The organism is Haemophilus seminalis (genome assembly GCF_006384255.1).
Classification (GTDB): Bacteria; Pseudomonadota; Gammaproteobacteria; order Enterobacterales; family Pasteurellaceae; genus Haemophilus; species Haemophilus seminalis.
Window position 1 is genome coordinate 172,349 of the sequence record NZ_VCED01000001.1, and the last position, 13,057, is coordinate 185,405.

Consider the following 13,057-nt stretch of genomic DNA (forward strand, 5'->3'; position numbering starts at 1 on the left):
TTCCCCTTTTAAATTAAAATTGAGTTTGAATATAGTCGATTATATTCACTAAATCTAAGGTTTGCTGATCTACGCCACCTTGCAAGTGTTTAACAACGACTTGTTTATTTTGTACTTCGCTTTCGCCGATAACTAATGCCAATGTTGCACCAGATTTATCTGCACGTTTAAATTGTTTTTTGAAATTACCGCCAGAGCAGTGCAACATGGTATTTAAGTGCGGTAATTCTGAGCGTACTTTTTCCGCTAATTCAAAAGCGGTTAATGTTGCGCCTTCACCTTGATAAACAACATAAATATCCACCGCACTTTTCACTGGAACATTTGGATTAATTTCTTGCACCAACAATACTAAACGTTCTAATCCCATCGCAAATCCGATGCTCGGTGTTGCGTGTCCGCCAAGTTGTTCCACTAAACCGTCATAACGACCGCCGCCACATACAGTACCTTGTGCGCCAAGAGCGGAGGTTACCCATTCAAATACAGTTTTGTTGTAATAATCTAAGCCACGAACGAGTTTAGGATTAATTTCATATTGAATACCCACTGCATCTAATAATGAACATAATTGTTCAAAATGCTCACGGCTTTCATCGTCTAGATAATCAAGCAATTTTGGTGCGTTATCTAATACTTTTTGTAATTCTGGATTTTTTGTGTCCAAAATACGAAGCGGATTTTTTACCAAGCGATCTTTTTCTTCATCGTTCATTAAATCTTGATGGTTTTCTAAGAATCCAACCAAAGCTGAACGATAATTTGCGCGTGCTTCTAAAGAACCAATTGAGTTAAGTTGAAGTATAACATGTTGATCGATACCTAATGCTTTCCATAAACGGTAGGTAAGCATGATTAATTCGGCATCGATTTCTGGATTCGCAATACCAAATACCTCAGCACCTGCTTGATGGAATTGACGGTAACGACCTTTTTGCGGACGCTCATGACGGAACATTGGTCCCATATACCACAAGCGTTGTTCATTGTTATAGATCCAACCGTGTTCAATGGCGGCACGCACGCAACCTGCAGTGCCCTCAGGGCGTAAGGTTAATTGTTCATCGTTATCCCAAAATGTGTACATTTCTTTTGAAACAACATCTGTTACTTCGCCGATTGCACGAGCGAATAATGGTGTACTTTCTACAACTGGCATACGCACTTCGGAATAACCGTAATTGTTTAAGACCTGGCGTACTTGCGCTTCAATCCATTGCCATAATGGAGATTCAGTAGGGGAGCAATCGTTCATTCCACGAATTGCTTGAATAGTTTTAGCCACGAGCTTTCCTTAAATAATTCTGTTTTTTGGATCTTGTTGTGCGACTTTTGCACGAATTTTTGCTTCTAATTGGTTAACAATATCTTCGTTATCGAAGCGTTCTTTTTGGCGTTCGCCATTAAGATAATAACCGCTTTTTTTGTTACCACCGGTTACCCCGAGATCAGATACGAGCGCTTCGCCTGGACCATTCACTACGCAACCGATAATTGATACATCCATTGGTGTAATAATATCTTCAAGACGTTGTTCTAGTGCGTTTACCGTTCCGATCACATCAAACTCTTGGCGAGAGCAGGTTGGGCACGCAATAAAATTAATGCCACGAGAGCGAATTCGTAAAGATTTCAAAATATCAAAACCAACTTTAATTTCCTCTACAGGATCCGCGGCCAATGATACACGTAATGTGTCACCAATACCTTCAGCAAGTAACATGCCTAAACCTATTGCTGATTTAACCGCACCTGCACGCGCGCCACCCGCCTCAGTAATCCCTAAATGCAATGGCTGTTTGATAGATTTGGCAAGTAAACGATAAGCTTCTACCGCTAGGAATACATCAGAGGCTTTTACACTAACCTTAAATTGATCGAAATTAAGACGGTCTAGAATTTCTACATGACGTAATGCTGATTCTAATAATGCTTCTGGTGTTGGTTCGCCGTATTTTTCTTGCAGATCTTTTTCTAAAGAGCCTGCGTTTACGCCGATACGAATCGGAATATTTTTGTCACGAGCACAATCAACAACGGCACGGATGCGATCTTCACGACCAATATTGCCTGGATTGATGCGTAAACAATCTACTCCATATTCTGCGACTTTTAGCGCGATACGATAGTCGAAATGAATATCTGCCACGAGCGGGACATTCACTTGTTGTTTAATTTGTTTAAATGCTTCTGCAGCGTCCATTGTTGGAACAGATACACGAACGATATCTGCACCAACACGTTCTAATGATTTAATTTGAGCAACTGTCGCCTCCACATCAGTGGTGCGAGTATTTGTCATTGATTGCACGGCAATTGGTGCATCACCACCAACGGGTACATTTCCTACATAAATTTTTGTCGATTCACGACGCTTAATGCTTGGTTGAAAAGCCGACATCTTTTTCCTTATTAAGGTTGTGAAAGTTTGAATTTTGCAATGCGACCATCCACTTTTAATGGATAATTTTCGCCTTTATAGGTGATACGTACATTACTTGGTGCTCCAACAATTAATGAAAACTCATCTCCATTAAAAGTTAATATTTCACCTTTTTTATACTCTTTTTGTGCTAATACTCGGCGATTTTTATCTTTTACGCTGAGCCAGCTCGTATTATTTAAGATTTCTACAATCAAGTCTCCTTTCACAGTAGGGGCTGTTGGAGAAATTGATGGATTTTCTACCGCACTTTGAGTGTCTGAAACTGATTTTTCATCGTTTTTTGGTTGTGGAACGACATTTTCTTGTGTTATTTCTGGTAACACATTATTTGTTATTTCTACTGGTTGTGAGACTGCTGCTGTTGTTTCTGGTGCAGTTTTATTACTTTTTTCTGTTGTCACAAGAGCCGTGGTTGGCTGATCGTTTTCGGTAGAGGCAACATAGCTTTGTACTAAGTCATCACGTTCTTGGTTATTTTGTTGGTAACTTTGCCACCACCAAAGTCCAGTCATGCCAAGGACTAAAATAAGTACAATAATAGATAAACGCCCGACCCAACGAGAGTGCGATGAATATTGATTTACTTCACGAGTTGAACGAGCATTTTTACTCAGATCATTTTTATCGTTCTCTGCAAATGTAATATTTTCCCATACAGAATCAGGTAAACGTAAGAACTTGGCATAACTACGCACATAACCTTTTACAAAGATTGCAGGGGTAGATTTTTGAATAAATTCGTTATTTTCAAGCTGCTGTAATATGGAGGGACGCAGCGAAATTTCTTTGGCGACGTCTTCGAGAGAAAGATTTAAGTTTTCACGTGCTTGACGAAAAATCTCACCTGGTGAAAGTTCTTGCTCAGTTGTTGGATTCATAAATTCAATTAAATAATATTCGATAAATAAAGGCTAAATTTTAAAGTCCAACGCTTGATTTGGCAATGCTTTATTTAAAGGTATTAAATTTTTCCGCTCGTTTACTATCTGTTTGTCGCAATTTTTGTAATGCTTGTTGATAAATATCCATTTTTTGAGCGGAATAAGCACAAAGAGCCATATTTTCAAATGTATCTGCTTGATGATAATAATTAGGTGAATTCAGTGCGAATTGAAATTGCTGTTGAGCTTGTTCAAATTGCTTTTGACGACATAAAAATGTGCCAAAATTATTATGTAAATCTCCCTGTTGATTATTGAGTTTTAACGCTATTTCATATTCACGATGAGCGTTCTCAATTTCACCTTGTTGTTGATAATAATGTGCAAGTGCTGAATGCACGAGATAGTAATCTTTATCGTGTTGAAGTGCTTTATCTAAGTTGATTTTAGCGAGTTGAGGATTATTTTGTTGAAGGTAACCGAGTGCAAGTTCTACGCGAGCTTTAGCTGCAGATTGTTGATTGACATCTTGAATAGTTGATTGGGAAACGCAAGCAGAAAAAATGAAAGGGAAAATAACCGCACTGAGTTGTTTACTTATTGTTTGCATTTTTTCTCCTTTTAACAGGGCAGGAAGAAATATTTAATATGTTTTAATTTGTATGAAAACATAGGGCATGTGAATTTGATTAATTCACATGCCTAGAATATTAATTAATTTCTGTCACCCCAATATTTTGTCCAAATTGGCGTTTCATTGCCGTACGTTTAGTACGATCGATAACATCTCCAGCTAACTGTCCGCAAGCTGCATCAATGTCATCTCCACGAGTTTTACGAATAATCACGGTAAAGCCATATTCCATTAAGGTTTTTTGGAAACGGTCAATACGCGTATTCGAGCTTTTTGCATAAGGTGCTTCTGGGAACGGATTCCACGGAATTAAATTAATTTTACAAGGTGTATTTTTTAATACTTCTGCAAGTTGATGAGCATGTTCTACACCATCATTCACATGATCGAGCATGACATATTCGATCGTGACTTTGCCGTGGTTTGCATTTGATACACTCAAATAACGATTTACTGAGTCAATCAAGGTTTTGATATTATATTTTTTGTTGATTGGCACAATTTCATCACGCAATTCATCGTTTGGGGCATGTAATGAAATAGCCAAAGCCACATCGATCATTTTGCTCAAATTATCCAATGCTGGCACAACACCAGAAGTTGATAAAGTGACACGACGTTTTGATAAACCGTAGGCAAAATCATCTAACATAATTTCCATTGCGGGAACAACGTTAGCGACATTTAACAAGGGTTCGCCCATTCCCATCATTACCACATTTGTAATTGGTCTAATGCCAGTCACCCCAAAGTTGCCAATAATTTTAGAGGCTCTCCAAACTTGGCCGATAATTTCTGAAACCGTTAAATTGCGATTAAATCCTTGTTGTGCTGTTGAACAGAATGTACAAGCCAAGGCGCAGCCAACTTGGGAAGATACACAAAGCGTCGCGCGATCTGCTTCGGGGATATACACGGTTTCAACTTGCTGCTCGCCGACTTGCATTGCCCATTTTATCGTGCCATCGGCTGAACGCTGTTCAACGGCAACTTCTGGGGCTTTAATTTCTGCAACTGCCTTGAGCTTTTCTCGTAATTTCTTATTAATGTTTGTCATATTGTCGAAGTTATCTTCGCCAAAATGATAAATCCATTTAACTAATTGATCTGCTCGGAATGGTTTTTCGCCGAGTTCTTTAAAAAATTCGCGCATTTGTTGGCGCGTTAAATCCATTAGATTAATTTTTTTAGCTGGTGCATCTGATTGCACAGACAATAATTCTGACATTTTAGCCTCGTTATTACACATTGTGGCGATAGCGTTGTGCTGGTGTTTTTATCAAAAACTCACAACGAAAAATTCGCAATTAAAAAATGAACGGCGATTGTACAGATTTGTCACCGTATAATCTAGCGGAATTGAAAAACGATGGAAAATATCACCGCACTTTTTTGCGATCTAGATCGCAAATATTTCCAATTACAGCGTAAAAAGTGCGGTAAAATGTAAGCCTATTTTCTAAGGTGACCAATAATGTTTAAGAAAGCTTTATTTATTTTATCTTTGTGTCCTTCTTTTGCGGTGGCACAGTCTTATGTTGTGTATGATTTTACGCATAATCGAGTGTTGGAAAGCCGTGCGCCTGATAGCGTTCAGCCCATTGCTTCTGTAACGAAATTAATGACGGCTAATGTATTTTTAGAGAATAATAAAAATCCTAATTGTCGAATCGCAATCACAAAAGAGGATACGGATCGAATTAAAGGTACAGGAACAAAATTACCTAAAAATATTCCTATCTCTTGTAACGAATTATTGAAAGCAATGCTTGTGCATTCTGATAACTATGCCGCCCACGCGCTTTCTCGTGCTGCAGGAATGAGCAGAATACAATTTATTAATAAAATGAACGAAAAAGCCCATCAACTTGGTATGTATTCTACTCGTTTTCATGATAGTTCTGGTTTATCGAGTAGCAATATCTCTAGTCCTATGGATTTAGTTAAACTTGCTAAACATTCCTTGAATAAATCAGACATTAAACGTTTATCTAATCTTAGTGCAACTTATATCCAAGCAGGGAAACACAAACTTTATATTAAAAATACTAATAAGTTAGTGCGTGATGAAATCTTTGATGCGGCAGTGAATAAAACAGGCTACATTCGAGAATCTGGTTATAATCTCGTTTTCATTAATAAACACCTATGCAAAAATGCAACTATTGGCGTAATTAGTTTAAATAACGCTTCCTCTGCGTATCGTTCTAGTTTTACTAAAAGTAAATTAGAGAAATTTGGCTGCACGGCATTAAATGGAAGAACAATTCGTGATGTAGCAGGAGAAGCCCAATATGAAGATGGTTACGATGAAGTGGGATTTAATACGCTAATTCAGAAATTATCAAAATAATGTTCATAAACATAAAAAACGCGAGATAACAGTTTGTTTTATCTCGCGTTTTTTGCTTGATTTAAATAGCAATGAGAAGAATAAATCTTGCGCTATTTCCAAGCTTGAGCTTATTGATTAGCCTTATTGGCAGCTTCTTCAGCCTCTTTAGAAAGCTGACTTGAAAGCGTTGAAGCTGCTTCTGATTCTTCTGACAATTTTAGAGCCAAATCTGCAGCTGAATTGGATTCGTCCATCTTTTGTTTAGAAAGTTTTTCTGCATCTTTACCTCCTTGTTTTAAGATAATTTGTGCTTCTTCCTGCTTCTGCATTGCTATTTTTACAGCTTCTTTAGCTTGTAACGATTTATCTTTCGCTAATGCAGACGCATCTCTTGCTTGTTTAGATTTATCTAGTGCAATCTGTTTGTAGTTTATTGATACTGGTTTTTGAGCAGGTTGTTCTGCAGTCACTTTCGCTTGATCAGTTGTTTTAGTTTGCTCTGTCATTTTAGGCTTATCATCACAGGCAGTTAAGACTATTGCTGAACTTAATACTAACCAAAATGCTTTTTTCATGTATTATCCTCAAAAGATGAATTTATAATAGGCGTTGCATTCTAGACTTAATTTTAGAAAAAGTCATTCTAGAGATAGAAAAATATTTGTACTTTTATAGGAATAGCCAAATTAATAATAAATGCAAAACCTTTTGAAAACTTAGCTTATCACGATGATATAACACTTAAAAACATAGGGAAAATCTATCTCACTTTTTGTTATGCTTTCAAAAATCAAAAAAAATTAACGTTTGATAATTATTTTCATTTGAAAGACGTAATAAAAATAGTATTATTGTCCATGATGAATAATTGTTGAGCAGTTGAGCGATTATTCAGGCATCCAATCTCTATACTTTTTTATAAGGACATATTATGCGAAATTCATTCAAAATTATGACCGCACTTGCACTTGGTTTATTTGCAATGCAAGCTAACGCAAAATTTAAAGTTGTCACCACCTTTACCGTGATTCAAGATATTGCTCAAAATGTAGCGGGTAATGCAGCTACAGTGGAATCTATCACTAAACCAGGTGCTGAAATTCATGAATATGAACCTACTCCAAAAGACATTGTGAAAGCACAGTCTGCTGATTTAATTCTATGGAACGGCTTAAATTTGGAACGTTGGTTTGAACGTTTCTTCCAAAATATTAAAGACAAACCAGCAGTAGTGGTGACGGAAGGTATTCAACCATTGTCTATTTATGAAGGTCCGTATAAAGATGCGCCTAACCCACATGCGTGGATGTCGCCATCTAATGCATTAATTTATATTGAAAATATTAAAAATGCATTGGTGAAATACGATCCACAAAATGCAGCAGTGTATGAAAAAAATGCCGCTGACTACGCTCAAAAAATCAAACAACTTGATGAACCACTTCGTGCAAAATTAGCACAGATTCCAGAAGCGCAACGCTGGCTTGTGACAAGTGAAGGTGCTTTCAGTTATTTGGCAAAAGATTACAACTTAAAAGAAGGTTATTTATGGCCAATCAATGCTGAACAACAAGGCACACCACAACAAGTGCGTAAAGTGATTGATTTAGTTCGTAAAAACAATATTCCTGTTGTGTTTAGTGAAAGTACAATTTCAGCAAAACCAGCACAACAAGTAGCGAAAGAAAGTGGCGCAAAATACGGTGGCGTGTTGTACGTTGATTCACTTTCTGCGAAAAACGGCCCTGTGCCAACTTATATTGATTTGCTTAACGTCACTGTATCAACCATTGTTAAAGGATTCGGAAAATAATGGACTCTTTCTCGACATCAATTTGGGTTAATGATGTAACTGTTCGTTACAACAATGGCCACACGGCTATTCACAATATGACGTTCTCATTAAACAGTGGAACTATTTGTGCATTAGTGGGTGTGAATGGCAGTGGTAAATCCACGTTATTTAAAAGCATAATGGGGCTTGTGAAGCCACAACAAGGTGAAATCAAACTTTGTGATTTGCCAATTTCCCAAGCACTGAAACGTAATTTGGTTGCTTATGTTCCACAATCTGAAGAAGTGGACTGGCAATTTCCTGTGTCAGTGTATGATGTCGTTATGATGGGGCGTTATGGGTATATGAATTTCCTTCGTATCCCCAAGGCGATTGATAAACAAAAAGTTCAAGAGGCGATGCAGCGAGTGAATATTGAGCATCTCGCGCATCGTCAAATTGGTGAGTTATCTGGCGGGCAGAAAAAACGTGTGTTTTTGGCCCGCGCTTTAGCACAACAAAGTCCAATTATTTTATTGGATGAACCTTTCACTGGCGTTGATGTGAAAACTGAAAATGCCATTGTTGATCTTCTTCAACAGCTTCGAGAAGAAGGTCATCTTATTCTTGTTTCAACCCATAACTTAGGTTCTGTCCCAGATTTCTGTGATCAAGTAGTGATGATTAATCGTACGGTGATTGCCGCAGGGAAAACGGAAGACACCTTTAACCAACATAATTTGGAAATTGTGTTTGGTGGGGTATTACGCCATATTAAATTATTGGGCGAAGATTTACATAACGATGAAGATAAACGTGCGGTTACTGTCTTAACGGATGATGAAAAAGCCGTTGTATTCTATGGCGAAACTAAGCAGGATCCTCCAGCGCCAACAACACAGGATTGCCATTTTGAAGACTGTCCTTGTAAAAGTGCGGTCAAAAAAGAGAAGGATTAGGGCATGTTAGCATTATTATTAGAACCCTTTTCCTATGATTATATGCTCAAGGCGATGATCTTGAGTACGGCAGTTGGTGGGATTTGTGCTTTTTTGTCTTCATATTTAATGCTTAAAGGCTGGTCTTTGATTGGCGATGCACTTTCTCATTCTGTTGTGCCTGGTGTCGCGATAGCCTATGCCTTTTCTTTGCCTTATGCACTTGGTGCATTTTTTGCCGGGATTTTAGCCGCACTTTCCATTCTTTGGATTAAATCCATTTCTAAACTGAAAGAAGATGCCGTTATCGGGTTTATTTTTAGTACTTTCTTTGCATTAGGTCTATTGATCATTTCTTTAAATCCAACCGCAGTAAATGTGCAAAGCATCATTTTAGGCAATATTTTAGGCATTGCTGATGAAGATATTTACCAAGTGGCAATTATCATCGGTGTTTGTTTAGTATTGCTTTTATTATTTTGGAAAGACTTATTACTGATCTTTTTCGATGAAACACAAGCAAGAACGGTAGGGCTTTCACCATTATTTTATAAAATTTTATTTTTTACATTATTGAGTGCTTGTGTGGTAGCTGCATTGCAAACGGTAGGCGCTATTTTAGTGATTGCGATGGTGATTACCCCAGGTGCGACGGCATATTTACTGACGGATAAATTCAAAACCTTGTCAATTATCGCCATTCTTTTAGGGGCGGTGACAAGTTTTGTTGGTGTTTATATTAGCTATTATTTAGATGGTGCCACTGGCGGTGTGATTGTGACATTGCAAACATTATTATTCTTGGCCGCTTTCTTATTTTCACCCAAATATGGCTTATTAACTCGTAATAAAAAGGCGGTAGAAAATGTTTGATTGGCTTTTAGAACCGCTACAATTTGAGTTTATGCAAAATGCCTTGTTGACCGCATTGATTGTTTCAATTATTTGTGCGTTGCTTTCTTGTTATTTAGTCTTGAAAGGTTGGTCATTAATGGGCGATGCGATTTCCCATGCGGTATTGCCTGGTATTGTACTCGCTTATTTGGCAGGAATTCCTTTAGCGATTGGGGCATTTTTCTCAGGCATTTTTTGCTCGCTTGGTGTGGGATATTTAAAAGAAAATAGTCGTATAAAAGAAGATACAGCAATGGGCATTGTATTTTCTGGAATGTTTGCTATTGGTCTTGTTATGTTCACCAAAATTCAAACAGAACAGCATTTAACGCATATTTTGTTTGGTAATGTATTGGGCGTAAGTCATCAAGAACTTATTCAAAGTGCGGTCATTTCTGCGATAATTTTTTGTATGATTGTCTTTAAACGTAAAGACTTTTTGCTTTATTGTTTTGACCCAAGTCACGCCCGTGTTGCAGGGCTTTCTCCTAAAATTTTACATTATGGCTTATTAATGTTGCTTGCTTTAACCATTGTAAGCACGATGCAAGTGGTAGGTGTTATTTTGGTGGTGGCAATGTTAATTGCACCAGGAATTACCGCACTTACGCTCACAAAATCTTTTGATAAAATGTTATGGATTGCTATTGTCAGTTCCATTACATCAAGCCTAATTGGTGTAATATTGAGCTATCATTTTGATGCGTCAACTGGTGCTTGTATTATTTTATTACAAGCGATATTTTTCATAGGAGCATTATTTTTGAGTCGCATAAAGCAAAAAACGTACTAAGTTTTTATTACTTAACTTATTATTCAAAATGATTTTTGAAATTTATTTCTTATTTTGTTAGAATTCATACGCTTTTTATCTCTTATATAGGGATGAAAAGTGAGTTCGGATGAAGGTAGCTGGAGAGTGGGGAATTGACCCCACACCGACGATGTAAAATCTTTCAGGTGCGATGGCAGGGACTGTTACTGGACGAACCCTTGGAGAGATCCATTTTAGAAATGGACGCCGAAGGCGCAAAAGAGCGGTTAATTTTTCAATCGTTTTTCAAACGCTCAGGCAAAAGGACAGGGGCAAAAGACAATCTATCGTAAGTGTGGAAATTATCTATCTTTTCACCGCACTTTCTTTTCCATTGTATCTTTTCGTCTTCTTGTCGTGTTTATTTTTGATTTAAACGACGAGGAATCACATGACAATTGAGTCAATTCTTTCAGCTATTGATAGCTTTATTTGGGGCGCACCGCTACTCATACTCTTATCGGGAACCGGGCTCTATTTAACGCTACGTTTAGGCTTTATTCAAATTCGCTATTTACCACGAGCGCTAGGTTATTTATTTAAAAAAGATAAAGGTGGAAAAGGGGATGTATCATCTTTTGCCGCACTTTGTACCGCATTAGCAGCAACGATCGGAACTGGGAATATTGTGGGCGTTGCAACTGCTGTACAAGCAGGTGGGCCTGGCGCTATTTTTTGGATGTGGCTAGTCGCCTTGTTAGGAATGGCAACAAAATATGCCGAATGTTTACTCGCGGTCAAATACCGTGTTCGCGATAAAAATGGCTTTATGGCTGGCGGTCCAATGTATTACATTGAACGCGGTCTAGGTATCAAGTGGCTAGCAAAATTATTTGCATTATTTGGTGTAATGGTGGCCTTTTTCGGGATCGGTACATTCCCACAGGTCAATGCGATTACCCATGCAATGCAAGATACTTTTAATATTCCTGTTTTAGTTACCGCAATTATTGTAACGCTTTTAGTCGGTTTAATCATTCTTGGTGGTGTAAAACGTATCGCAACCGCATCATCGGTAATTGTGCCGTTTATGGCGATTTTATACGTTACAACTTCACTGGTTATTATCCTTTTAAATATAGAAAAAGTACCAGATGCGATCTCATTAATTATTTATAGTGCTTTTGATCCGCAAGCTGCGTTAGGCGGGGCTGTTGGCTTTACCGTAATGAAGGCTATTCAATCAGGCGTCGCTCGAGGTATTTTCTCCAATGAATCAGGTTTAGGAAGCGCACCAATTGCAGCCGCAGCGGCACAAACTCGTGAACCTGTTCGCCAAGGCTTAATTTCCATGACAGGAACATTCTTGGATACCATCATCGTTTGTACAATGACAGGTATTGTATTAGTGTTAACAGGCGCTTGGAATAACCCTGAGTTAGCGGGTGCAACAGTAACAAACTACGCCTTTTCACAAGGTTTAGGGACATCAATTGGTGCAACGATTGTAACCGTCGGTTTATTATTTTTTGCATTCACAACAATTTTAGGCTGGTGTTACTATGGTGAACGTTGCTTTGTTTATCTCGTTGGTATTCGTGGTGTAAAACTATATCGTTTAATTTATATTGTGTTGGTAGGGTTAGGCTCATTCTTACACTTAAATTTAATATGGATTATCGCCGATATCGTAAATGGTTTAATGGCCTTTCCAAATCTCATCGCACTCATTGGATTGCGAAAAGTTGTGATTGAAGAAACAAAAGATTATTTCCAACGATTGAAAATAAATCATCACGATCAAGATGAAATCGTAGAATAATCAAATGAAAAAAGGTGTAGATACAGTCAATATCCACACCTTTTTCTTATCACAATTTTTCATCTTAACAACTTATCTTAGAAAGAAAAGCAGCTTTTTTCAGAAATTAGACATAGATCATATTTTTAAAAATTACTTTGACATTTCCTCTTAAAGCCCTTGAAAACCTGAATTAAGAAGGCTATTTTGTAGTTAAGGAAAACTGTAAATCACGCAACAAAGAGGTAAATGCTATGACACTTAATATCACCAGCAAACAAATGGAAATCACCCCTGCTATTCGTGAACACGTGGAGGAAAGACTCGCGAAATTAGGTAAATGGCAAACACAGTTAATTACCCCCCATTTTGTTTTAAACAAAGTACCGAATGGATTTACTGTAGAAGCATCTATTGGCACGCCACTAGGCAATTTATTGGCAAGTGCAACCTCAGATGATATGTATAAAGCAATTAATGAAGTTGAGGAAAAATTGGAGCGCCAGCTTAATAAATTTCAACATAAAAGTGAATCTCGCCGAGCAGATGAACGCTTAAAAGATTCGTTTGAAAGTTAATATTGAAAATAAACTAAAGAAA

General features: G+C 37.6%; 13 protein-coding genes and 1 riboswitch. Of the genes, 7 read left to right on the forward strand and 6 right to left on the reverse strand.

Annotated elements, in window-relative coordinates; all coding sequences use genetic code 11:
- Positions 1 to 13: 13 nt before the first annotated feature.
- From hisS to rlmN, 5 genes are all read right to left on the reverse strand, one after another.
- A complete protein-coding gene (hisS, locus tag FE813_RS00835; RefSeq protein WP_139989101.1) occupies positions 14 to 1,285 on the reverse strand; it encodes a histidine--tRNA ligase in 1,272 nt (423 codons plus the stop codon).
- Between the two features lie 9 nt (positions 1,286 to 1,294).
- The gene (gene ispG, locus FE813_RS00840; protein WP_005630108.1) at positions 1,295 to 2,401 is read right to left on the reverse strand and encodes a flavodoxin-dependent (E)-4-hydroxy-3-methylbut-2-enyl-diphosphate synthase; all 1,107 of its coding nucleotides are present in this window, start codon (positions 2,399 to 2,401) and stop codon (positions 1,295 to 1,297) included.
- Positions 2,402 to 2,412: 11 nt separating this feature from the next.
- Entirely contained in the window at positions 2,413 to 3,324 is a 912-nt protein-coding gene (locus tag FE813_RS00845) for a RodZ domain-containing protein (protein WP_139989102.1), read from the reverse strand.
- A gap of 70 nt (positions 3,325 to 3,394) precedes the next feature.
- A complete protein-coding gene (pilW, locus tag FE813_RS00850; RefSeq protein ID WP_139989103.1) occupies positions 3,395 to 3,937 on the reverse strand; it encodes a type IV pilus biogenesis/stability protein PilW in 543 nt (180 codons plus the stop codon).
- Positions 3,938 to 4,037: 100 nt separating this feature from the next.
- Entirely contained in the window at positions 4,038 to 5,189 is a 1,152-nt protein-coding gene (rlmN, locus tag FE813_RS00855) for a dual-specificity RNA methyltransferase RlmN (protein ID WP_180978649.1), read from the reverse strand.
- 246 nt (positions 5,190 to 5,435) lie between these two features.
- On the opposite strand from rlmN, the gene FE813_RS00860 reads away from it, so the two are divergent.
- Positions 5,436 to 6,314, forward strand: coding sequence for a D-alanyl-D-alanine carboxypeptidase family protein (locus FE813_RS00860; protein WP_139989105.1), 879 nt, complete (start codon positions 5,436 to 5,438; stop codon positions 6,312 to 6,314).
- A gap of 110 nt (positions 6,315 to 6,424) precedes the next feature.
- On the opposite strand, the gene FE813_RS00865 is transcribed toward FE813_RS00860, so the two are convergent.
- Complete coding sequence (locus FE813_RS00865; protein ID WP_139989106.1) at positions 6,425 to 6,871, reverse strand: hypothetical protein; 447 nt, start codon at positions 6,869 to 6,871, stop codon at positions 6,425 to 6,427.
- A gap of 356 nt (positions 6,872 to 7,227) precedes the next feature.
- Here FE813_RS00865 and FE813_RS00870 point away from each other — a divergent pair, with 356 nt between their 5' ends.
- The 6 genes from FE813_RS00870 to hpf all read left to right on the forward strand — a co-directional run bounded on the left by FE813_RS00870 (position 7,228) and on the right by hpf (position 13,035).
- Complete coding sequence (locus FE813_RS00870; protein ID WP_139989107.1) at positions 7,228 to 8,109, forward strand: metal ABC transporter substrate-binding protein; 882 nt, start codon at positions 7,228 to 7,230, stop codon at positions 8,107 to 8,109.
- On the forward strand, positions 8,109 to 9,029 hold the full coding sequence (locus tag FE813_RS00875; RefSeq protein WP_005637461.1) for an ATP-binding cassette domain-containing protein: 921 nt from the start codon (positions 8,109 to 8,111) through the stop codon (positions 9,027 to 9,029). Before FE813_RS00870 ends, FE813_RS00875 begins: the two co-directional genes overlap by 1 nt.
- Positions 9,030 to 9,032: 3 nt before the next feature.
- Positions 9,033 to 9,881: a metal ABC transporter permease gene (locus FE813_RS00880; RefSeq protein WP_139989108.1), complete on the forward strand. Its 849-nt coding sequence runs from the start codon at positions 9,033 to 9,035 to the stop codon at positions 9,879 to 9,881.
- Positions 9,874 to 10,695, forward strand: a complete 822-nt coding sequence (locus tag FE813_RS00885; RefSeq protein ID WP_139989109.1) for a metal ABC transporter permease — start codon at positions 9,874 to 9,876, stop codon at positions 10,693 to 10,695. Before FE813_RS00880 ends, FE813_RS00885 begins: the two co-directional genes overlap by 8 nt.
- 190 nt (positions 10,696 to 10,885) lie before the next feature.
- Positions 10,886 to 10,996: riboswitch (glycine riboswitch) on the forward strand.
- 111 nt (positions 10,997 to 11,107) lie between these two features.
- Positions 11,108 to 12,478 (forward strand): alanine/glycine:cation symporter family protein, encoded by a 1,371-nt coding sequence (locus tag FE813_RS00890; RefSeq protein WP_139989110.1) that lies wholly within the window; start codon positions 11,108 to 11,110, stop codon positions 12,476 to 12,478.
- A gap of 233 nt (positions 12,479 to 12,711) precedes the next feature.
- Complete coding sequence (gene hpf, locus FE813_RS00895; protein ID WP_139989111.1) at positions 12,712 to 13,035, forward strand: ribosome hibernation-promoting factor, HPF/YfiA family; 324 nt, start codon at positions 12,712 to 12,714, stop codon at positions 13,033 to 13,035.
- Positions 13,036 to 13,057 lie beyond the last annotated feature (22 nt).